Raw genomic sequence first — 22737 nt, forward strand, 5'->3', positions numbered from 1 at the left:
CTCACTTCTGGTCCCCGGAGCGCAGTCGTGAGAGGCAGGCGTGGCAGCAGCCCGAACGCTCCTAGTTCGGGACCGAGACCTGGTTGAACGGGAGCATCGGTTCCAGCCAGGGGAAGACCACGAACAGCAACAGCGCGATCACTCCCAGGGCCAGTAGCAGCGCGAGCACCAGCTTCGCGCCCAGCGGCCCGGGGAGGTGACGCCAGATCCAGCCGTACATCTATGCCTCCCCGATGGCCTGCAACAACTGGGCATACGTGGCGTCGGCCGTCTTCGGGAACTGTTCGGTCAGCACCGCGTGCACGATCAGCCGTTGCCGATCGGAGAACTGCGGGTGGCACGTGGTCAGCGTGAGCAGTGCGACCTGCTGTGCGGGCGGCAGGATGTCGGGCGGTTCGTGCGGCACCGGCGCCACGACATCGCCCTCGTTCGGGCTGACGATCTCGCGGCCGTAGGTCTCGCCGTATGGGCCGCCGTCGGCCGCGTTCGTCCGCAGCGTGCCGACATGCGAGCACTGCGGTTGCGCGCCCTTCCCGGTCGACCAGTTCGCGATCTCGTCGGAGTGCGGCAGTACGCGGTAGACGAGGAAGTCGGTCTGCGTCTCCACTACGATCGCGTCGCAGGAGCTCAGCAAGTCCAGGTCGTTGAAGGGCGCACCCTTGCCGACCCGATGCCCGGCGACCGCGAAGTTGCCTGCCTCGCCGGGCAGCGCGGTGCCCTTGTAGTGCCCCGGCCCGACCTCCAGTGCCGCCGCTTCGGTGCCTTCCTGGATGGTGAAGTGGTAGTCGGCGCCGAAGGTCGGGATGTACAGCTTGGCGAACGCTTTGCCATCGATCAGTTCGGGATGCGGCTGCCGGCCCTGCGCCCAGTCCTCGTTGAGCGTCGTCGTCGCGCTGGCCTGTTTCTTCGCCGAGAAGAGGCCGGTCACGTACAGCTCGTAGAAGACGAACAGCAGGACGATCAGCCCGGCGGTGATCAGCAGCTCGCCGAAGGTTCGCACGATCTTCGCGCCGAGTCCCCCCGATGACTTCGGCGCTTTCGGGATCGCCACGCGTGCTCCTTTCTAGTACTCGCTTACGTTAACGTGTCGGGTGCAGGTCGCTGCGGCCCTTGGCGCACCGGATCCGGGTGCTGGTCCTCCCGGCCGACCTAGAGTGCGAGAGCGGCAATCGCCTGCCTGGCAACGCTTCTCGCCTTCACGGTCTGCTTCTGATTGGTCGTAACGATGACCGCCGCACCGCCTTTGACCACGGCATACACCGCGCCGGCTTCCGTCGACTGGTAGCCGCCCTGCCAGCCTGCCGGGTCGGTCGCGGGGTTGCTCGTGTCCACCGGCGCCGCCTCGTCGACGAGTGCCTTCGCCACGGCCGGGTCGCCGGAATACACCCGAACGGTGAGTTGGAGCTTCCCGGTGAGCGCAGAGAAGAAGCACGTCGGGTGTGGCTTGTCCGCCGAGGTCTGGACCTTCGACACGCGCTGCCCGTTCGCGTCGGCCACGAAGGTGCTGGTCAGGTAGGGGCACGGTCCGGCACCGGTGGGTTGCGGATCGGGCGGGAGCTGGACCGGTGTGGTCGTGGTGGTCGGCGTAGTGCTGGTGGGCGCGGACTGGCTTGTCTGCGAGCAGGCCGTTGTGAGGGCGGCGGTGATCCCGAGGGCAAGCACGGTTCGTCGCATGGCCGCATTCTCCCGACCGAAGGCGGGTTGTCGGGTGTGGCCCCTCTAGCAGGCTGGGACCTGTACCGTGCCGATATTCGCGGCTCTGCCTGTGGGCTGGTGGTTTGCGGCCTGTTTCAGGCCGGTATTCGTTGATCACGCCGCCGAGGGCACGGCGGCGGGTCGGGGCGTCGAGCGGGATGACGGCGGAGGGCTCGTGGTTGGGTGGGCGGTGCTCCCGGCCTTGTTGGGGCCGGTGACCGTTGAAGTGGCTTAGAGCTTGGTGTGCTCCAACGCGCATGTGGAAGGTGGGCGCTTGGCCGCACCCGAAGGTGCGGCCAAGCTGGTACCGCAACGGCACCAGCATCTCGACCGAACGTGCAGAACTGTCTACTGTGGACGACCGGTTCAGTGGAACAGCGTGGCGCCAAGCGGGTGTTGCTGGTCGAAACCGGGGAGTATCAGGAAGGTCGCGCTGGCGGTAGTGGTGGTGAATTCCAGCAGTGCGTCGGAATGATCCATTCGGGTCAGGGTGCTGGTGAATGTTCGTACGTCGTTCTGGAAGCTGATGAAAAGCAGGCCGGGGGCGGGTTCGTCGGTGCTGTAGGAACGACGGAGCATGAGGCCGACGCCAACGACGTTGGAGTGCGCTCTGCGGACGTGGGCGTCCGCCGGGATGAGGTAGCGTCCGTCCGGCGTTTTGGCGCCGAGGTTCGGGTCCGAGGTGATGGCGCCACCGGAGAGAGGCACGCCGGTGGCTCGGTACCGGCCGAAGACCGCCTCCTGGTCGGCAACGGACAGCTTGGCGAACCGCGGCAGATCGAGTTCCATGCGCCGCAGTACGGCAATGGTTCCGCCGGCGACTGGAGCCGGTCCGGCCAGCCACAGGTCTCGTTGTTCTTGGACGGTGGTGTGCGGGCCCACGATGCCGTCGATGAAACCGAACAGGTTTCGCGGCGCGGTAAGGCCCTGATCTACGGGAATGTTCGAGCCGCGGCGCCCGGACTGCCGCCAGCGTTCGTGCATCCGGTCGCCAGCCTGGTCCAAGAGCGCGGCGGCGAGGATCGGTAATACCAAGGCGTCGCTGGCGCAGATCTGCACCAGCAGGTCACCGCCGCGTGCCTGCGGGGCGATCTGCTCGCGGGAGAACTGTGGGAGATCCACGGCGCCGGGTAGGGAAGGATCGACCATGCGCACCAGTCGGGGGCCCACTCCGATCGTCACGGTGAGATCGCCCGGCGGTAGGCCCAGCAGTCGTGCATCGGTCCCCGCGGTGAGCGTGAGGATGGCCTGGCCGAGGTCGGCCAATAATGGGCCGACGGCCACGGCCTGGCCGAGGTCGGCCACCACGGCCAGCAGATTGGGCTGGGCCGGCTGCGGGAGCGTGATGCCCGCCTGATGCTGGCCCGTCGGTGACACCGGCGTGGTTGAGGCGGGGGCATCGAGTTGGCTCGACTGAGGGGATCCCGATTCGCACCCGGCGGCGAGGCCGGCGGCCATTGCGGTACCGGTGACACCGAGGAACGCGCGGCGTGACGGGCGATGATCGGCTCGGCTCACGGTATGGAGAGTGCCATATCCGCCCTCCCACAGGTTCCGGCGTCCATGCCAAACTGCGATCATGCCTCGTTTCGGTCTTCGCGTGACAGTCGCGGTGCTGGGTACGCTGACGCTCGTCTTGGCCGGCTGCGGCGCCGGCGATGACGGATCGGGCCAGGGCCGACGACCGACCGGTGCGCACGTGACGATCCGAGTGCCGGCTGACGCCCCGACGATCTCGGCCGCCGTGTCTCTCGCTCAGCCCGGTGACCTCGTGTTGGTCGCGCCGGGCGTTTACCAGGAGTCCGTGAAGATCGCCACGGCTCGAATTACTCTTCGTGGCGAGTCCCGGGACAAGGTCATTATCGACGGGCGGTTGCAGCAGCCGAACGGCATCGTCGTCGCCGCACCCGGGGTGGCCGTCGAGAACCTGACCGTGGAGAACAACACGCAGAACGGGGTACTGGTCACCGGTTCGGCGAAAGCGGTCGCCGGATTGCCGGGAACGAGCGGCGGCTACGACACCGGCGACGAGCCCGTCACTTTCCTGAAATCGTTCTTGGTCTCCCATGTGACCGCGACCCGCAACGGGCTGTACGGCATCTACGCGTTCTCCGCGCAGGACGGTGTCATCGAGCGCTCGTACGCGTCAGGTTCGGCTGACTCGGGGATCTATGTCGGGCAGTGCAAGCCGTGCAATATCGTGGTGCGGGACAACATCGCCGAACTCAACGCGGTCGGTTACGAAGGTACCAACGCCAGTGGCGACATGTACGTGGTCGGTAACCGCTTTGCCGGGAACCGGGTAGGACTCACCATCAACTCCGACCACCAGGAGAAGCTGCTCCCGCAACAGGGCTCCGTCGTCGCCGGCAACCTGGTCGCGGGCAACCAGCAGACAGCGACCCCCGAGCAGGCCGACGGCGGGTGGGGCATCGGCATCGGCATCGATGGCGGCAGCGGGAATCAGTTCAGCCGCAACCGAATCGCCGACAACATCAACGCTGGGCTGGTGATCACCGCAACCGCCGACCTACCGCCGGACGGAAACCAGATCGTGGAAAACACTTTCGCCGCCAACGGCATTGACGTCGGCTGGACGTTTCCCACCGCCACGCAGGGACGGGGTAACTGCGTGCACGCCAATGATCTGCGCACGACGGTGCCCGCTCAGCTCGTGACGATCGCGTCCTGCCCGGTTCCTGCCCAGTCGCCCACGCCTTCCGGCACGTGGGCGATGCCGAAGGCACCCGGCGGTATCCCGTTCACCGATGTGGCTGTGCCTGACGCACAGCCACAGTTCCCGAATGCCGCCACCACCGGTGCCACGGCTGTTCCGGCCGTTCCGGCGCTACCGGACACCGCAAGCATCCCGCTGCCGTCAGCGTCACTGCTCGCCGGCAGTGCGCTGGTGCAGACATCCTGAGCGGCGGCTACGGCGGCGGGCTGACTCCGGGTACCGGCTGAACCGGAACATATTTCTCGGTGTCGAAATCGATGACCACTGGCTGCGGTTCGGAAGCCACCTCGACCTGAACGCGATACATGGTGCCGTCCGAGCCGATCCAGTAGCGCACGGTGCCCGCCGTACCGGGCTTGGCACCGGCGTCCGGCCCGGTCATGACGTCCACCTGGTGGCCGTCCACCTGGTCCTGTCCAGTCCAGGTGGCGCCGTTCTGCGGCAGTAGTGCGGCGTTGTCAGGCCGGTCGCTGCCGAGACTGAGCGCGATGGCCAACGAGGTGTCCAGCGCACTGCCGGTCGTTCGCAGCGGACGGCTGTACCAGTCCGACCCGGGCGGCGATGCCGGTGCTTCCGCCGGGGCGTTCGCCATCGGGTGGACGAGCACGGTGGCGGCCGTCCATTCGATCAGCCCGTTGCTGGACGTATCGCGCCCGGTGCCGTGCACCACGCCGTAACCGAGTTTGGCGCGGTAGTCGATGGACCCTGTGATGACCAGCCCACCGGCGGTGCTCGGCACGGTGATCGTCACCGCGCGGCCCCCCGCTTGGTAATTGCGAAACCGCGTGATCGCCAGCCGGTTCGCCTCATCCGAGGTCAATGCACGTGGACCGGTAGGGCCTGAGCCGTTGCCAGTGACCAGAAACGCGACCACTGCGGCAGCCGCAATGCCGATGACGGCTGCCACCCAGCGTGGCCGCAGCCATTGGCGTCGGCCGGCCGCGCGCCGCGGGAGACCTCGCCGGATTCTCATGCTCCGCACGCGGCGCGACGCTAACAGGTCCGCTGATGCGCCCCTAAAACACCCATCTTGGCAGTCGCACGGCTTTCTGGTTATATAAAGCGGTTCGGGATGATCTCTCGGGGTCGGCTGTCACCTGGGCTATGAAGCGGTTGTTCAGCCCGAAGAGGGCTTGTTCATCATGACAAGGGGGCAGCGATAGCTATGAGCCGATCCGGAAGAGGATCGAGCCGGACAGCCGGGAAGCGGCTGGTGCGGTTGGGCTTGAGCATTCTGTTGCTGGTAGGCAGCGCCACGGGCCCGATTGTGGGGACGGCTTGGGCGGCCGACGATTCGGCAATTGACGGCACACTGACGGTTCAGGTTCTGCGAGATTTCTTCGGCACAGGCGTGATCAACACGACGATGGACGTGCCGCAGCAGGGTATGAAGGTTGATGTTTCCGACCCGGCCGGCCATCGCGTCACCGGCATCACGGATACCACCGGAAAAGTCGTGGTGTCGCCGTCGACCGTGCTGACCGGCGGCCAGTACCGCGTCGACGTCACTGTTCCGGCGCCCTACAGCAATTATTTGCGGGCGGCGCCGGCCTCGACCGCAGCGAACCACTTCGACAGCTTCACCACCTTCGTGGACGTGTCAGGCGGCAAGAATGCCTCGGTGATCACCGGGGTCTGGGATGCGGCCGACTACACGCTGCCCGATTCGCGGTATTTCGTGCCGATCCAGAATGGTGCTAGTGGGACCGACACCCGGGCATTGGTGGCGTTCGGGGTGAACACCCGGGGTACGTGTCCCAGCGACGTGGCGTGTCCGACCACGCTCACCACGCAATCCCAGGTGGGCACGACGTTCGGGCTGGCCTACGACAGGTACCGGCAGCGGCTGTTCCAGAGCGCGTTCGCCCGGCGGTACGCCCCGTACGGGCCGGATGGTGGTGATGCGATCTACACCGTGCCGGCCGACGGTGGGGGCGCGCCAACCTTGTTCGCGAAGGTGCCATTCGCCACGGTGACGCCGCACGACACCGCCAACATGAACAAGGACGCTGGGTTCACCAACGCGCCGGGCAAAGAGAGCATCGGCAGCCTGGCCCTGTCGGAGGACGGCGCGACCCTGTACGCGGTGAACCTGCTGACGCGGACCCTGGTGAGCTTCGATGCGACCGGGGCCACCGCATCAGTACCCGAAGCGACGGTGCCGATCCCGGACCCGGGCTGCGCGGCGCCCACCGACTGGCGGCCGTTCGGGCTTGAAACGCACAACAACACGCTCTACGTCGGTGGCGTGTGCTCCGCGGAGAGCACGCAGAACCGGGCGGACCTGAAGGCTGTTGTCTACGCCTACGACGGCAAGCAATTCAGCACGGTGCTGACCCAGCCGCTTACTGCCGAGCGCGGTGACGTCTTTACCGGTAGCCCGAGCGCGGAACAGAGCAACCACTGGAACCCGTGGAACACCAACCTGTCGACCTGGGACGAGTTGCGCCTGGGCAACGCCTTCATCAACCCGCAGCCGGAGTTGGCCAGCCTCGCCTTCGCCCGTGACGGTTCGATGATCCTGGGTTTCCGCGACCGGTTCATGGACGTTCTCAGTGCGAGGGGGCTGGACCCTCGGCCGGGCAACAACACCCCGGAACTCGGCATGTCCGGTGGTGACATCAACATGGCCTGCGCCAATCCCGCCGGTGGATACTCGTGGGAAGGCACCGGAAACTGCCCCAACCACGCGAAACCCGCCACCGACGGCGGGCAGGGCGATGGTGTCGTCGAATACTTCCCGGGTGAATTCTTTTCCGCCGGGCACCAGGAAACCGCGCTAGGCTCCGTGGCCTACATTCCGCAGCAGCAATGGGTCATCAGCACGGAGTTCGACCCGACCGTCAACATCGAAACCAGCGGAACCGGTTACCACAACATCAGGACCGGTGAGGGTCCCGGTAACAACCCGGCCGCCAACGCCTACCAGTTCGTCGGTCAGGCGGAGAACGGATTCGGTAAGGCCGGTGGGCTCGGCGATATCGCGTATGCGGCGGCGAATGCGCCGATCCAGATCGGCAACCTGGTGTGGTTCGACGGCGACCACAACGGGATCCAGGACCCCGGACAGGTACCGCTGCCGGGTGCGACGATCAACCTGTTGGACGCCAGCGGTAAGCAGGTCGCCACGACCAAGACCGATGCCGCCGGCGAGTACTACTTTGGTGGTGTCGGCGCCGCCTACGAGCTCACGCCGGGTGCGAAGTACACGGTGCAGTTCGACGTGTGTACCGCGAACACCAGCAAGGCGCCAAGCCAGCCGCCGGCAACCGAGCTGCGGTTCACACTCCCATCGGCTGGTGAGGACCGGGTACATGACTCCAACGTGATCCCGCCGACCACCGGGCAGCTGTGCAACGGATACGCACCCGTCACCGCGCCTGCCAACCCAGGAGGAGTTGATCACACGATCGACGCCGGGGTGTACATCCCACAGGCACCGCCGACGCCTACGCCTACGCCGCCGACGTCTACGCCGCCGACGTCCACGCCGCCGACGCCCCCGATGCCTACCAATCCGCCCCCATCCAACACGCGGCCGGGCTCGCTGGCCTCCACCGGTATTTCCAACCTGGCAGAGATGATCTTCCTCGGTGCAGTGCTCCTCGGTGCGGGCGCGGCCTTCGTGTTCGTGAGCCGGAAGCGTCGCGCCAAGCAACGCTGAAAAACGGGTGGTCTGCCCGCCTGCGATCCGGAACAGCGCGGGCGGGCGGACAATGCCTGTCGGATGCCTCGACGAGAGCAGCCACGAGGCCTACTTCGTCGCGGCTGAACGGCCCGTACTTGGTCAGCCCGCGCCAGGCGAACTGCTCTGTTCGGTGCGCGCCGGGTCTGTCGCTGCGTGATCTCAGGACATGCGATGCTGCAGCTGCCGCGGAGTTCCAAAGCGTCGACACGGTCTACAGCCGCGGGCTTGCGGCCGGGGCGGAAGCAGGGCGGCCCGCCCCGGCCGGGGTCAGCGGGTCACATGAACCCGCGGTCGGTGCCCAGCAGTGCCTGCCATTCGGCGGTCTCCGATGCCTGGTAGTCCACGGGCGGCGAGGCCTGGCCCCCGGTGCCGTCCTGCTCGAACGCCGTGCCGTCGGTCTCCAGGTCTTCCAGGAGGTTCTTCAGCGCGCCGCCGTCGGTGACGTGCGGCATGACGAACATGTGGCACATCGTGGTCGTCTCGTCGATCGGGACGCTCGCCAGCGAGTACTTGCGGACGATGTGCTTGTTCGGTTGCAGGAACTGCACGCTGAGCGTTTCCGGCGTGTAGCCGGGGCGCAGGTCCTTGCCGAGCTGCTTCCCGAGTTCCTTGAGCTTGTGGTAGGTCTGGCGGGCGAGCTTGACGCTCTGGGCGATGCGGCGGACCTGCTCCTCCTCGGGGTGCTTGGCGAGCTGGTTCCACAGCACGATGGGCGAGAAACCGTTGCGAGATCCGCCGAACGTAGTGTCCGGCGAGGCCACGTAGGCGGCCATCGGCGGTGGCTGGATCTGGAACTTGCGGCGCGTCATGTAGATCCCGCACGCCCACGGTGATCCGGGGTACTTGTGGCCGCTGGTGACGATGGAGCTGACCTGCTCGACGCGGAAGTCGAAGTCCGGGATGTCGACCTGCTCTCCGTCCAGCAGACCGGCGTCATGCGCCTTCTTCAGGTACGGCAGGTAGGAGGCGCCCAGCGCGCCGTCCACGTGGATCCAGAACGCCCGCCGTTTGCCCTTGATCGGCTTGCCGCCCTTGGTGTTGACGGTGAACTCCCGCTCGCCCATCGAGTAGTGGTCGAACACTTCCTTCTGGAGGCGCTGGGCGATGTGCCCCACGTTGTCGTAGGCGCCTTTGAACGTGGTGCCCAGATTGCAGACCACCAGCACCGGGTGCCCCCGCCGGGCGAAGAAGTCCACAGTGGTCACGAGCCGCTCGACGTTGATGCTGCCGTCCTCGTTGGACGGGATCTCGGCGGGCCAGCAGTCCTGGTAACCGCAGGTCTCGTACTCGCGGAACTCGCTGTAGTACTTGTTGCCGACCTCACCGAAGGTCGGGATGGCGAGCGTGTGCGCGGCTTTGGCGACCGAGTAGTGGCTGTCCTGCGAGAAGAACGCCACCGGCTGCAATGCGTTGGCCCGCTTGATCGGCGTGTCCAGGTAGGGCGCGCTGACCGCGGCCTGCGACATGAGCAGACCCGGGTCCGCGCCGGGGTTGGCGAGCAGGATCTTGCCGGACAGGTAGTCCCGGGCGTTGAGCAGCCCGTAGACGTTGCCCTCGGAAGAGCCCATGGACAGCACATAGCCCCACGCGCTCTTCCACGCCTGCGCGCTGGTGGACGCGTCGTGCGGCCCGATGCCCCACAGCTCCGCATACCGCTTGAGCACCGCCTTCTCCAGCGGCTTGGTGTGCGTGGCGAGGTTGGAGTCGACGTAGGGATCGCCGATGTTGTTCGTGTGCACGCCGAGGAAGTGCGACAGGTCATCCCGGATCTCGTGCAAGTCCTGGTTCACCTGGTAGCCGAGGAAGTGCTCCTGGTAGTAGTCCAGGTACTTCTTCAGCTCCCCGAGCCGGGCCGTGCGTTCCTTGTCGCTGAGCCCCTTGCGGGACAGCTCGAACGACTTGTCGTCCAGCTTGGGCGGTTCCTGCGCGGTCATCTCATCCTCCTCGTGATCACTGCTGGGACAGGGCTTTGAGGAACAGGGCCTGGGCGAGCGTCATCCGCTCCAGTTCGCCGAGGTGGACGCTCTCGCCGGGTGCGTGGATGCGGGCAGCGGGCTCCTCGCAGCCCCATAGCAGCACCGGCGCGTTGGGATTGCGGGCCTGGAGCAGGTTGACGAGCGGGATAGAGCCGCCTTGGCCGAGCGTGGTGGGGTCCTGCCCGTACGCCTCCTGCAACGCCGCCTGGGCCTTGGCGAAGGTGGTCGAGTCGGTCCGGGCCTCGAAGCCCTCGCCGCCACCGGCGTAGGTCACCTCGACCGGCAGGAACCACGGGCGATGCTGGTCGATGTGCCTGCGCAGCGCCGCGACCGCGTCGGCGGGCTTCTGCCCCGGCACCAGCCGGATGCTCACGCGGGCGGTGGCCTCGGACTGCAGCGCGTTGAGCGACTGGTGGACGGGTGGCGGAGCCCCGTCGAGCCCGGTCACGTTGATCGACGGCTTGAAGTAGAGCCGTTGCGCCACGGACCCGGTGCCGATCAGCGGTACGCCGCAGCGCACACCCGCGTTCTGCCGGTAGGTCGTCTCGTCAGGATGGTCGGCACCGGTCCACGGCTTGCTGAGCAGGCCCTCGACCGCCACGTCTCCCTTGTCGTCGTGCAGCGTCGCCAGGATGCGTGTCAACGCCATGAACGCGTCCGGGGCCGGACCGCCGTACATCCCCGAGTGCACGGGCGCGTCGAGCGTCCGCACCGTGACGTCGGCCTGGGCGATCCCGCGCAGCGTGGCGGTCAGCGCCGGACGGCCGACCGCGATACCGCCGGTGTCGGCGACGACGTAGGCGTCGGCCTTGAACCTGTCCTTGTTCTCCGGCTTCGCCAGGTACTCCTCCAGTGAGCCGGTACCGCTCTCCTCCTCGCCCTCGATGAGGATCTCCAGGTTCACCGGCGGGTTTTCGTCGAATGCCCGCAGCGCGCCGACGTGCATCATGATCCCGGACTTGTCGTCGGCCGCGCCACGCCCCCGCAGGCGGCCGTCCACCTCCGTGGGCGTGAAGGCTTCCGTCTCGTTCCACGACCCGGCCGGTTGCACGTCGTAGTGCGCGTAGAGCAGGACCGTCGGCTTGCCCGCCCGGCCGGTGACCGTGCCGTGCACCAGTGGTGCCCTGCCGGATCCGATTTGCACGGTCGTGGCGTCGCGGACCCCGGCCCCCTTCAGCAGTGACACGACCTTGTTGGCCGCTTCCGTGGTGGCGCCGCCCGCCGTGGACCTGATCCTGACCAGGTCGCACAGGTCGGACTTCAGGGTGCTCATGAGCGACGACACCTTCTGCTTCAGCGCGGTGTCGCCGGACGTCGTGGCGGTGTCGGTGACCATCGGACTCCTCGTGTCGCACGCACGGGACCACGCCGTCCGCGCGTGGCGCGAGCGGCGGAGAACCAGTTCGTTCTGGGAAGATCCCCGGCTGGGGTGGGACTCGGGTCAGGTGCTTCGCACGGTCAATGTGATCGTCCACAGAGGACTAGATGCTGCCGTGCGCGGCGCCGGTGGACGACCGGCTCGCCGTGGGGTGGATGGGGAAACGCGCGCACCCTGACCTCTCGAACGTTGACGAAGGGGACGACCCCTGTATCCCACAGCCGCGGAACCGCTGGCGACCGGAACGGGACACCTTCACTCCCCGGTGGCCAAGAACCCGCGTTCAGCCCAAAGTAATTTCACGATCCGTGTCTCTCGACTCCGACGAATGGTTGATCAAGCAGCAGACGAGTGATCAATTCCCGCCGAGCGTCGAAAAGGCCGACAGTGAAACGAAAAAGCTCTGTTGATCTATGTGGGGTGCGGTCGGGAAGTTCGAGGCGGTAGCCGTCGCATGGGCGAGGGAGATCGGTCCTTCCAGGTGTTTGAACCCGAAGGCCAGGCAGGTCAGCAGCCGGATCTTGGTGTTGTCGATTCGATCAACGCGTTGGACAAGCCGGGAGCCGCACGGATGGCCGAGAGCTGAGATCGGGTCGTCCGTGCAAGCTTGACGAGCTCGGGTGTCCGGCGTCGCGGCACGACGCCGCGGCGCTTCTTTGCCGGCCTCGCCGCCGAACGCGAAGACGCTGAAGGCATCGGGGACCACTGCCCAGCTGCATGGGCTCAGCGCAGCTGACAGCGGTACCAGCCGATTGTGGGGGCCGAGCGAGACTCGTGATGAAGGCTTGATGGCCGTGTTGTCCAGCCCTGGCTCGGTTCAGAATTGGCGCGCGAACTCCTGCCGCAGCGGACGGACCGCGGCACCGTCCGCACGGCCATGGCTCGGGGCCTTGGGCCTCAATGTCGCGGGGGAGTGACGAGATCGGGAGGTCTTGGCGGAATCGCACTGCACTGAACGGCGTTGAACCGTCCACAGCAGAATCGCCCTGCCAGCGCGCTGCGGCCGTTCGTCATCGGCAGGTCGCAACGATCGCACTCGCTGGCGTCTCGGTAACCCTTTTGATCGGCATCGTCAGTCGTCGAGGTAGGTGCCGATGTGCTCGGTGATCTCGGCCTCGGCGCGTTGCGGGTCGCCGGAGCCGAGGGCGTCGAGGAGTGCGCGATGCTGTTCGACCACGGCGTGCGGGCTGTCGTGGTGCGGGGCGTCGCGGAGGAAGTACGCCCGCACCCGAGGCTGGATCGTGCGCCAGATCTGTAGCGACTGCGTGTGCCGCATGGCCGCGATCACGGTCTCGTGGAACGCGACATCGAGGTCCGCGAGACGTCGTGCGTCGAGCGGGTCGGCCGCTGATTCCATTTGCTGAACGATCACCTCGAGCGCGGCGCGGAGCTCCTCGTTCCCCGCCTTCGCCGCATCGCGGAACGCGACTTTCTCGATGACGAGACGGATCGGCACGAGAATCTCGGAGATCTCCGTCTGGGGGACCTCTGCGACGACGGCACCGCGATAGGGGTGCGAGACGACGAGACCCTCTCGTTCGAGGACCATGATCGCTTCGCGGACCGGTCCCCGGCTGATTCCGTAGTGCGCGGAGATGTCGCGCTCGACGAGCCTTTCGCCGGCAGCGAGTTCACCCGAGGCGATGCGTTCGCGCAGGTTGCGCAGGATCCAGTCGCGCCTTGACTCGGGCGGCGAAGCAGGCAGTGCCGACATCGTGCAGGACTCCTTGGTTGGGCGCCTCAGCCTAGCAGATGGCCGATGGTTGACCATCTGCCATTTGCGACCTACTGTCAGCGTCTCGTCAGGGAGTCCCGTGGAGAGGCTGGGCAATGAAGCTAGGGACATCAGCACGGCAGAGGCGCACGGACACCGGACATCGAGTACCGGGCAAGGTCACGACCGCGGCGGTGCTGGGAACGGTGCTCGAGTGGTACGACTTCGCGATCTACGGCGCGATGGCCGCTGTCATCGGACGCCTTTTCTTCCCGGCGGACGATCCGACGGTCTCGCTGCTGGTGGCCCTCGCCTCGTATGCGGTGGGGTTCGTGTGCCGCCCTCTCGGTGCGATCTTCTTCGGTCGTCTCGGCGACCGTGCCGGCCGTCGGAGCATGCTCGCTCTGACGATGGTGATCGTCGGTGTCTCGAGCCTGCTCATCGGTCTGCTCCCGACGTACGCCTCGGCCGGTTTGCTCGCCCCGGCGCTGCTCGTGGCGTTGCGGATGATCCAGGGCCTGGCAGTGGGCGCCGAGTGGACCGGCGGGGCGACGTATCTCCTCGAGCACGCACGCACTGGCCGGCGTGGGTTGTTCTCAGGCATCGTGCAGGCATCGACGGTTACCGGGTTCCTGCTCGGGACCGGCATTGCCACCGTCATCGTCCGAGTCGTACCTGAGCAGACAGTCGACGCGTGGGGGTGGCGCGTCCCGTTCCTCGTCGGCGGCGTCGTCGCGGCGATCGGGCTGTTCGTCCGCCTCAAGCTCGACGAGTCCCCGGCCTACCGAGAGCTCGGCGAAGACGTGCGCTCGGATCAGGAGGGGACGAACGATGTCCCTGCCACCGACGACGAGCGGCGAACACCAACGCGCCGCAACTGGCTGCTCGTGCTCGGCATCGTCTTCGGCGTGACCCTCTACGGGTACACGGCGACCAGTTTCCCGGCGTTCCTGGCCGGTATCGACGCCCTTCCGCTGGCGGACGCCCTGACGACCAACGTCGTAGCTCTGCTGATCGAAGTGCCGCTGATCATCGCAGCGGGTGCCCTGTCCGACCGTGTCGGACGAAAGAAGCTGATGATGGGCGCCATGGCGCTCTTCGCGCTCGGCACCTACCCGGTCTTCGCGCTCGTCGCCAGCGGCACCATCGCCGGTGCCCTCCTCGGCCAGGTCGTCTTCGTCGCCTTGTTCGCCACGGTCTCGGGCCCGATGGCAGCGATGTTCATCGAGTTGTTCCCCACTCGGGTCCGTTCGACCGCGTTCTCCAGCTCGTACAACATCGGCGTGGCGGTCTTCGGTGGCACCGCGCCCTTCGTGAACACGTTCCTCGCGACATCGACCGGTGTCGACGTCGCCCCAGCGTTCTACCTCACCTTCGGGGCGCTGATCTCGCTCGCCTTCCTCAGCCGCGTGCGCGACCGTCACGACCAGGAGCTCCGCTGATGCCCGCGGTCATCGCTCCCGCCGTCGACCTCGTCCTGCTCGGCGGGAAGCTCGTCGACGGCACGGGCGCACCCGCATGGGTCGCCGACGTCGCTGTCAAGGACGGGCGAGTAGTCGCCGTCGAGAGCGGCCTGCGCGCCGAGGCGGGGCAACGCATCGATGTCACGGGGCTGACCGTTGTCCCCGGCTTCATCGACCCGCACAGCCACAGCGACTGGTCGGTCCTCGGCAACCGCGATGCCCAGAGCACCATCCGTCAGGGCGTGACGACCGAGGTCGTCGGCAACTGCGGCGTCACGTACGCACCCGTCCCTCCAGCCGGCGTCGATGCAGCCCGCAACGCGCTGAGCGCGTACGGGTACGACGGAGAGGTCACGTGGCGCCGCTTCGCAGATCTGCTCGACGTCGTGCATCGCCACGGCGGGGGAACGTCTCAGAACCTGGCGTGGTTCGTTGGGCACACGGCTCTGCGCGATGCAGCCGAGGTACGCGGTACCGGCGCCGATGCTGACGGCATCACGCGGATGGTCCGACACCTCGAGGAGGCGATGGACGCGGGGGCGCTCGGGATGTCGAGCGGCCTGGAGTACGGCTCCGGGCGTGATGCGACCACCGATGAGCTCACCGGCGTCGCCGCCGCGCTCTCCCGGTACGACGGCATATACGCCAGCCACATCCGCAACCGCGACGCCCACCTCCTCGACGCCGTGGATGAGTTCCTCGCCATCGCGCGGCGCAACGACCTTCGTGCGCAGCTGTCGCATCTCAACGTTCGCCACGACACCGGCGCGTCGCCGGATGCCTGGCACGACGCGGTCGGCCGACTCGCCGCCGAGCGGAAGGCAGGGATGGACGTGCTCGCCGACATGACCCCCTACCCGCACGGCATCGGCCTCGCCACCGGCCTGCTGCCGGGATGGGTTCTCGCCGACGGTCCTGCCCGGACCGCACGGCTACTGGATGACGCCGAGGTTCGGGGCCGGCTGCGCGGCGATTGCGACCGGTACTGGCGGTTCGTGCACAAGGGCCAGTGGGACCGGGTCGTCCTCGCGACCAGTCCGGCGACACCGGAACTGGAGGGCTTGTCCTTCCCGCAGATCGCCGAGCTCCGGGGACAGGACTGCTGGGACGCGTTCTTCGATGTCCTCCAGGCAGCCGGGGCGGACATGCACGCCGTACAGCTGATGGGTCGATTGTTCACCCCCGAGCACGTCGCCGAGGCGATCGCCCATCCGCTGTTCTGCCTCGGCGTCGACGGGTTCACCAGCCGCACCGACGGACCTCTCGCCGAACGCACGCGCCACCCGCTCTTCTTCACCGGCCACACCCATTACATCGCCCACCACGTCCTGCAGGCCGGCACCCTCACCCTCGAGGAGGCAGTGCGGAAGATGACCTCGATGGTCGCCGACCGCTTCGCACTGCACGGGCGTGGGCGCGTCCAGGTGGGGGCACACGCCGATCTCGCCGTGCTCGATCTCAAGGCCCTCGCAGCCCAGGACACGTTCGCGTTCACCGGGCGCTACGCGGCTGGGGTACCCCACGTCATCGTCAACGGCCGGCTCGTCGTCCACAACGGACAGCACCTCGGCACCCGTGCAGGGCAGTACCTGCCGCGAAGCTGACCACGCACCAGAACACCACTACACCCCGAAAAGGAAGACAGTGAAGATCATCGACGTCAGGGCCACCGGACTGCGCGGCGCGACGCCTGAAGGAGGCTGGCAAGAGGAGCTGACGCAGGACGACGTGGTGCACACCCTCGTCACCGTCCACGCCGAGGACGGATTGATCGGCATCGGCAGCGTCTTCACCAGCGAGAACTTGGTGCGAGGCGCGCTTGAGGTGCTGCGTCCCCTGATCATCGGTTCCAACGCGCTGGAGCCCGAGCGCACCAGCGAACGGCTGCACCGCACCACGTTCTGGATGGGGCGTGGCGGATCGATCACACACGCCATCAGCGGCATCGACACCGCGCTGTGGGACATCCTCGGCAAGGTCACCGGCCAACCGGTTGGCCGCCTCCTCGGCGGCCGCTATCGCGAGCGCGTCCGCCCGTACGCCTCCCTGCTCATGGACCAGCCCGAACCGCTGCGCGACCACCTGCTCCAACTGCGGAACGCCGGCTGGACGGCGTTCAAGATCGGCTGGGGACCGTTCGGCCGTGCCGATGAGCGCCTCGACGAGCGCATCGTCGCGGCCGCCCGCGAGGCCATCGGTCCCGACGCGATGCTCATGGTCGACGCCGGCGGCAGCGACAGCGCTTGGGCCCAGGGCTACAAGTGGGCACTGCGCACCGCACACATGCTGCGCGACTACGACGTCGCCTGGTTCGAGGAACCCCTGCCTCCGGACGCGCTCGACGACTACACCCACCTGCGCCGCCTCGCCCCCGTCGCGATCTCCGGGGGAGAGGTGCTGACCCGCCGGCAGTCGTTCCACCCGTGGATCGAGGCCGGCGCGCTCGACATCGTCCAGCCCGACGTCACCAAGGTCGGCGGCACCAGCGAGCTGAGGCGCATCGGCTGGGCGGCCCACGACCACGGTGTCAAGCTCATCCCGCACGGCTGGAACACCGCCGTCGGCCTCGCGACCGATCTCCAGCTCGCGTCCGCGCTGCCCGACACGGACCTCGTCGAGTACGTCACCGGATCGCCGTACATCGACGACATCACCGCTCGGCCCTGGCAACTCGACGACGACGGCATGCTCGCCATCCCCGACGAACCCGGCCTCGGCATCGACCTCGACGCCGGCAAACTCGCCCAGTACACCGACGCCGCCCACCTGCTGGGCGCAGCATGACGCGCCCGGTCCGCACATCAGACAGGAGAGCACGAACCGCCCCGGTTCTGGTGGAGACCGATTAGTTGAGTGCTCCAGCCGGTGTGGCGGTAGTAGACACCCCGCCGGTCGGTCCGAAGTCCGAAGGGCCAAGGACTCCGCAGCCGAGCCGACCGCGGTGGGCGACGGTCGCACCGTCTGACGGTGCGAGCGCGAAGCGGTGCGCGGGAAATACTTCCCGCGCACCGCTTCTTCGCTTCCGGCGTCGGCTCCCGCGCTCGTCGGGTCACGCGGCCACCCGCGTCCACTGCTCTGCCGCCCGCGGCGCAGGCGCGACGTCTGGCCCTGCGGCGAGGTTTCGCGAAGTCGGCCGGAACGTGGTCGTTCGGCGGTACGGTGCCAGTGATGCGACACGAGACCACCGTGGCGATCGCCGCATCTCCAGCCGAGGTGTGGGCGGTGCTGGCGGACGTGCTGAACTGGCCCGAGTGGACACCCACTGCGACCTCGATCGCGGCGCTGGACGGTGAACTGCGGGTCGGCCACCGATTCCTGGTCAAGCAGCCGGGGGTCGCCGCCGCCGTCTGGGCCGTGGTCGAGCTCGAACCGGGCGCTTCGTTCGTCTGGGCGACCCGATTCGGGGGCAGCCGGATGGTCGCCACGCACCGGATCGAGGCCACGGACGCTGGCAGCGAAGTGCGGTTGCGGATCGACTTCACCGGCGGTTTCGCCTTGCTGCTGGCGCCGGTGATGGCGGGCCGCATCCGCCGGTTCGTCGAGGCCGAGGGCGCCGCCCTGAAGCGGACCTGCGAAGCACCGGATCACTGATTCGCCCGCCGGAGCCGACTTTCAGGGGCTTTCCTCGGAGGACGATCGGGCAGCCGCACGTGCCCGAACGTCGCCGCATGGCGGCGGTTTCCCTTTTGCGGTTGAAGTTTTCGGTTGAATCGGTGGGGCAATCTGGTTAGGTTGGTTCGGCTCGCCTCGCGGCCCGGCCGATCGTGGCGGGCCGCGGCCCGGATCGCCGCGCTGGCCCACCGCAGCCGTCGGTTGTACGAGGAGTTCGAGCACGACGAGAAGGTCTACTTCGGACTGTGCGATGCCGGAACGCTTGCGGTGAGCCGGGAAACGAAGGTGCTGCGGGCGCATCACCGCAGCGCCGACCCGGCTCGTCGGAGCCGGGATCCAGCCCTCGGTCGGCGCAGTCGGGTCGTCGTATGCCAACGCCCTCGGCGAAACTATCAACGGTCTCTGCAAGACAGAAGTGATCAAACCAGGTGGCCCGTGGCGCACTCCCGAACAAGTCGAGTTCGCCACCGCGGAATGGGTCGACTGGTACAACCACAGGCGCCCTCTCTACGAGTACTGCGGCGACACACTACCCGCAGCACTCGAAGAAGCCCTCTACGATCAACACCCAGCCCGGAAACCGGCCAAGCTATCACACGAGCAAACGTCTCCAGACCTGCCGGGACGATTCGCTGCCCCTTTTGGCCGTTCGCTGAGGTATGTCGAGGCAGTTGTCCTTGGATGCGGCGAGCCAGGAGTGGCGAGGCGGCTACCGTCGTCTCGTCGTGTGTCGCCAGCATCCGTTTTTGGTGCTGTGGTGGGTGAGGAGGCTTTGTGCGGCCGGTGTCGGATGACGCGTCTGTGTTCACCTTTCGTCTGCGGCAGCGCGCGTGGGACCGCGCGGAGTGGCTGCCGCGATCACGGCTGCTGGTGCACGTGGCCGGCGGGGGGATCGCGGTGCTGGAGCAGCTGTCCTGGGGTACGGAGGACGGTGCGCAGTCCGCAGTCGGCTTCTCTCCGGATATGGCGTGGTGTTACGGCCATCGCCGCACCGCCGACGGTGATGTGGTGGAGATGCGGGGCGAACTCGACGGCCAGCGAGACTACTCGGAGGGCGCTGACGGTGCTCGTGGGTACGAGTTCGACACGGAGGTCGAGGACGCTGGTGGTGGGCATCCGGCGGGACGGCTACGGTTGCTGATCGACGACGGTGGCGAGGCGCCCCTGCGGTGGGTGGCCTGGCGTGACCGGTTAGGAAACGCCTATTCGGTCGCCTTGCGTTCGGAAAGTCCTTCCGGTAAAGCGGATGTCACCGACCTGGTTGCCGTCGTGTGGACCAGTGCCGAGCACACCGACGAAGGTGAGGTCGCCGCGAACCTCGCAGAAGGATCGACCAGCAAATGGTTCGCACCAAACAACCGTGCGTCCCTTGAATTCCAGCTGCCCCAGCCGGTCGCGGTTGATCGGTACGTTCTCACCTCCGCCGATGACGCCCCTGATCGTGACCCGGCGGCATGGACACTGTTCGGCTCAACCGACGGGAACCTGTGGCGGACCCTCGACACCCGCACCGGCCAGTCGTTCGCCGACCGGCACCAGTCCAGGACGTACCGGATCCCCGAGCCAGGATCCTATGACCACTACCGCCTCGACATCACCGACAACAACGGCTCCCCGGACCTGCAACTCGAAGCCGTCCGGTTCTTCGCCGACGGCAGCGGTTTCGTCGGCTACCGCCAAGGCGCAGGCCACACCCCCATCGCCTACCGGGGCACCCGCATAGTGCGGGAGTCGACGGATGTGCCGACCGCGCCGTTGTCCGGAAAGTTGCCCGACAGGTGCATGCGCCGACTGGAGGAGTTCCACCCGCTTCCTGCTGAGGCGGAGTTGGCGTCGCCTTCGGGCACCCGCCTCCCACGCGCGGTTCCGCCCGCCGCCCTCGAGATACTGCTCAACGCCGCTTCCACGCCGATCGTGCGCACAGACTTCTCTGACGACCAAGCCTGGGAGACCGCCTGGCGCGACATCACCACGCACCGCGAGTACCACGATGGCGACGTCGTCCTCGACGTCACACTGGTCGACCGGCCCGAGTTCGAAGGCTGGACAGGCGAAGAACTCGCCACATTGCTGCCACACACCACTCAGGTGCGGGTCTTGGTTGCCGACGCGGTCACACTCGCCTCCCCAGAACACCCCGTGCTCGTCATGGAGGTCGCACGCGAACAACCACGGTTCTTTCGCGCCACCCCGAATGCCCTGGTAGACGTCGAAATCCAACTCTCGATCGACAACATGGGCTGGGAAGACTTCAGCGACTCCGTCGATCCCGACGGTGTATTCCGGACTTCTACCACGGACCAGATTCCCCCGTTACCCAATGAGTACTGAACGGTCCGCGGCGAGTGGAGGAAGCCTTCCCGTGAACCGACCGCAGCAAGGCAAGATCGTGCGACGCTCGATCTGGATAGCACTGGCCCTCGGCGTCGACTTTCCCGGTGCCGCCGGTCCATCGCGCAGATGTGTCATGCGGCCGGCAAGCAAACCCGGACCACGAGCCCGCCCTCGTCACGTGGCCGAGCAGAGACGGAGCCGCCATGTGCTTCGGCGATCGCTCGCACTACCGAGAGGCCGAGGCCGCTGCCCGGGGGTGGGTCTGCCCTGTTGAAGCACAACCGCCTGAACGGTTCGAACAACTGGCCGGCCTTGGTGGTGTCGATGTGGTTGCCGCCGTTCGCGATTTCTAGGACGGATTCGGTCGTCGTGCCGATGGTGCGTACTGATACCCAGCCGCAGGGTTCATTGTGGACGAAAGCGTTGTCGATGAGGTTGCGGATCAGTTGCTCGAGCAGGGCGGCGTCACCACGGACCTTGGCCACGTCGAGTTCCGAGATGGGCTTGATCTGTTCGTCGTTACGGGCGATTCGCTCGTGCAGGATGTCGTCGGTGAGGTCGGCCAGGTTGACGGTGTCTTTCCTCTCGACGGTTTCAGCGTTCTGGGCCAACGCGAACAGGCCGGTGAGTACGCGCTGTTGATGGTCCAGGCTGGCGAGGAGTTTGCGGCCCAATTCCTTGGTCCCGATTCCGGCGTCAGGTCGGGTCATCGCCACCTCGGTGACCGCTCGCTGCGCCGCTACGGGGGTTTTCAGCTCGTGAGCGGCGTTCGCGAGGAATCTGCGCTGGCTGGCGAACGATCGTTCCAGCCGCGCCAGCATGTGGTCGAAGGCATCGGCGAGTTCCTTGATCTCGTCGTTGGGCCCGGATAGCCAGATGCGGGTGCTCAACTCCTGGTCAGCGGCCCGTTGAGCTGCGCTCGTGATGGACCGGATCGGGCGCAGCGCACGCCGGGCCGTCAACCACCCGAGGACAGCGGCCAACGCCATGACGACCACCAGGGCGACGACACCGCTTTCGAGTACGGACGAATAGGTCACGGTGCCTGCAACGTCGACGAGTTCCGGGGCTCCTGGGTCGACGAGTTCCGGGTCTCCAGCGTCGACGAGTTCCGGGTCTCCTGGGTCAGCCGGCGTCACCGGAAGCTCAGGGGCGACATCCGATGGCGACGAGGCAGGAACCGGGGGTTCGCTCGCGGTACCCATCGGGATTACCGGCTGCGTCATCAGCAGGATCAGGCCGAGCAGTATCGCGCCCGTGACCGCTGTCAGCATCACGTACGCGAGGGTCAGCTTGACCCGTAGCGGCCAGCGTTTCACGGGATCCGGTACCCAACACCGGAAACGGTCTCGACAGGTGACGGGTCGCCCAGCTTGCGCCGCAGTGTTGCCATGGTTACGCGCACGACGTTGGTAAAGGGATCGATGTTCTCGTCCCATGCCGTTTCCAACAGTTTCTCAGCCGAAACGACCGCACCATCCGCACGTAGCAACTCTTCGAGGACGGTGAATTCCTTTTTGGTCAAGGAAATCGGGTGATCGTGACGCGTGACCCGGTGCCGCGCCGGGTCCAAGACGATGCGTGCGCGTTGCAGTATAGGCGGTACAGCCGGCCTGCTTCGCCGTCCCAGCGAGCGCACCCTGGCGACGAGTTCGGTGAAGGCGAACGGTTTGGGCAGATAGTCATCGGCCCCGAGTTCGAGTCCAGCGACTCGGTCGGCGACCGCGGACGCAGCGGTGAGCAGCAGGATTCGTGTCTCGCGACGCTCCGCGATGAGCGAGCGGCATACTTCGTCGCCGTGCACCAGTGGTAGTCCGCGGTCGAGTACAACGACGTCGTAGTCGGTGCTGACGCATCGCTCGAGCGCGGCGGCACCGTCATAGACGACGTCCACGGCGAGTCCGTTATCCCGCAAACCCTCACCCACCGCGTCCGCCATCATTTTCTCATCCTCGGCCACCAGTACGCGCATAGCGCTTCTATACCACAGCGCGCGCCCTCGACGAGCGGAAAAGCCCATACGGGCAACACGGTCTGCACTTTCCGCTCTAAAGAAAAGATAAGGCGCTACCTGACGCTCCACTAACGCCAGATCAGGAACTCTAGTGCTCGTTCCGATGGACATTCGGAATAAACCGCA

General features: G+C 66.9%; 18 protein-coding genes and 1 pseudogene. 8 read left to right on the forward strand and 11 right to left on the reverse strand.

All coding sequences use genetic code 11. The annotated features are described in order from the left end of the window. Positions 1-61 precede the first annotated feature (61 nt). The 4 genes from AB0H93_RS31600 to AB0H93_RS31615 all read right to left on the reverse strand — a co-directional run bounded on the left by AB0H93_RS31600 (position 62) and on the right by AB0H93_RS31615 (position 3213). A complete protein-coding gene (locus AB0H93_RS31600) occupies positions 62-220 on the reverse strand; it encodes a hypothetical protein (RefSeq protein ID WP_010694616.1) in 159 nt (52 codons plus the stop codon). Next, positions 221-1051, reverse strand: coding sequence for a class E sortase (locus AB0H93_RS31605; RefSeq protein ID WP_358577476.1), 831 nt, complete (start codon positions 1049-1051; stop codon positions 221-223). Between the two features lie 98 nt (positions 1052-1149). After that, entirely contained in the window at positions 1150-1674 is a 525-nt protein-coding gene (locus tag AB0H93_RS31610; protein WP_358577479.1) for a DUF2020 domain-containing protein, read from the reverse strand. Between the two features lie 387 nt (positions 1675-2061). Next, the gene (locus AB0H93_RS31615; protein WP_358577481.1) at positions 2062-3213 is read right to left on the reverse strand and encodes a Dyp-type peroxidase; all 1152 of its coding nucleotides are present in this window, start codon (positions 3211-3213) and stop codon (positions 2062-2064) included. Positions 3214-3295: 82 nt separating this feature from the next. Between AB0H93_RS31615 and AB0H93_RS31620 the strand changes: the two genes are divergently transcribed. After that, positions 3296-4618 (forward strand): NosD domain-containing protein, encoded by a 1323-nt coding sequence (locus AB0H93_RS31620; protein WP_358577483.1) that lies wholly within the window; start codon positions 3296-3298, stop codon positions 4616-4618. Between the two features lie 7 nt (positions 4619-4625). On the opposite strand, the gene AB0H93_RS31625 is transcribed toward AB0H93_RS31620, so the two are convergent. Beyond that, positions 4626-5339 carry a hypothetical protein gene (locus AB0H93_RS31625; protein WP_358577486.1) on the reverse strand — a complete coding sequence of 238 codons (714 nt, stop codon included), beginning with the start codon at positions 5337-5339 and terminating at the stop codon, positions 4626-4628. 318 nt (positions 5340-5657) lie between these two features. On the opposite strand from AB0H93_RS31625, the gene AB0H93_RS31630 reads away from it, so the two are divergent. After that, positions 5658-8096, forward strand: a complete 2439-nt coding sequence (locus AB0H93_RS31630) for an SdrD B-like domain-containing protein (protein WP_358577488.1) — start codon at positions 5658-5660, stop codon at positions 8094-8096. Positions 8097-8395: 299 nt separating this feature from the next. Here AB0H93_RS31630 and AB0H93_RS31635 read toward each other — a convergent pair whose 3' ends face one another. From AB0H93_RS31635 to AB0H93_RS31650, 4 genes are all read right to left on the reverse strand, one after another. Continuing rightward, the gene (locus tag AB0H93_RS31635; RefSeq protein WP_358577490.1) at positions 8396-10054 is read right to left on the reverse strand and encodes a pyridoxal-dependent decarboxylase; all 1659 of its coding nucleotides are present in this window, start codon (positions 10052-10054) and stop codon (positions 8396-8398) included. 16 nt (positions 10055-10070) lie between these two features. Then, entirely contained in the window at positions 10071-11432 is a 1362-nt protein-coding gene (locus AB0H93_RS31640) for a M20/M25/M40 family metallo-hydrolase (protein WP_358577493.1), read from the reverse strand. Positions 11433-11829: 397 nt separating this feature from the next. Next, positions 11830-12180, reverse strand: a complete 351-nt coding sequence (locus tag AB0H93_RS31645; RefSeq protein ID WP_358577495.1) for a hypothetical protein — start codon at positions 12178-12180, stop codon at positions 11830-11832. 366 nt (positions 12181-12546) lie between these two features. After that, complete coding sequence (locus AB0H93_RS31650) at positions 12547-13188, reverse strand: GntR family transcriptional regulator (protein WP_358577497.1); 642 nt, start codon at positions 13186-13188, stop codon at positions 12547-12549. 116 nt (positions 13189-13304) lie between these two features. Between AB0H93_RS31650 and AB0H93_RS31655 the strand changes: the two genes are divergently transcribed. The 6 genes and pseudogenes from AB0H93_RS31655 to AB0H93_RS31680 all read left to right on the forward strand — a co-directional run bounded on the left by AB0H93_RS31655 (position 13305) and on the right by AB0H93_RS31680 (position 20594). Further along, complete coding sequence (locus AB0H93_RS31655) at positions 13305-14630, forward strand: MFS transporter (protein WP_358577500.1); 1326 nt, start codon at positions 13305-13307, stop codon at positions 14628-14630. Continuing rightward, positions 14630-16255 carry an amidohydrolase family protein gene (locus AB0H93_RS31660; protein ID WP_358577502.1) on the forward strand — a complete coding sequence of 542 codons (1626 nt, stop codon included), beginning with the start codon at positions 14630-14632 and terminating at the stop codon, positions 16253-16255. The genes AB0H93_RS31655 and AB0H93_RS31660 overlap by 1 nt, the downstream gene beginning before the upstream one ends. A 40-nt stretch (positions 16256-16295) precedes the next feature. Further along, entirely contained in the window at positions 16296-17435 is a 1140-nt protein-coding gene (locus AB0H93_RS31665) for a mandelate racemase/muconate lactonizing enzyme family protein (RefSeq protein WP_358577505.1), read from the forward strand. 384 nt (positions 17436-17819) lie between these two features. After that, positions 17820-18242, forward strand: a complete 423-nt coding sequence (locus tag AB0H93_RS31670) for an SRPBCC family protein (protein ID WP_358577507.1) — start codon at positions 17820-17822, stop codon at positions 18240-18242. 337 nt (positions 18243-18579) lie between these two features. After that, a pseudogene (locus AB0H93_RS31675) lies at positions 18580-18765 on the forward strand (integrase core domain-containing protein); the annotation flags it as partial. 281 nt (positions 18766-19046) lie between these two features. Then, positions 19047-20594 (forward strand): hypothetical protein, encoded by a 1548-nt coding sequence (locus AB0H93_RS31680; RefSeq protein WP_358577510.1) that lies wholly within the window; start codon positions 19047-19049, stop codon positions 20592-20594. A 134-nt stretch (positions 20595-20728) separates the two neighbouring features. Here AB0H93_RS31680 and AB0H93_RS31685 read toward each other — a convergent pair whose 3' ends face one another. Both AB0H93_RS31685 and AB0H93_RS31690 read right to left on the reverse strand, forming a co-directional pair. Then, positions 20729-21871 carry a HAMP domain-containing sensor histidine kinase gene (locus tag AB0H93_RS31685; protein WP_358577612.1) on the reverse strand — a complete coding sequence of 381 codons (1143 nt, stop codon included), beginning with the start codon at positions 21869-21871 and terminating at the stop codon, positions 20729-20731. Between the two features lie 41 nt (positions 21872-21912). Then, complete coding sequence (locus tag AB0H93_RS31690; RefSeq protein ID WP_358577512.1) at positions 21913-22569, reverse strand: response regulator transcription factor; 657 nt, start codon at positions 22567-22569, stop codon at positions 21913-21915. Positions 22570-22737 lie beyond the last annotated feature (168 nt).

The sequence above is a fragment of the Saccharopolyspora sp. NPDC050642 genome (assembly GCF_040654735.1).
GTDB lineage: Bacteria > Actinomycetota > Actinomycetes > Mycobacteriales > Pseudonocardiaceae > Saccharopolyspora > Saccharopolyspora elongata.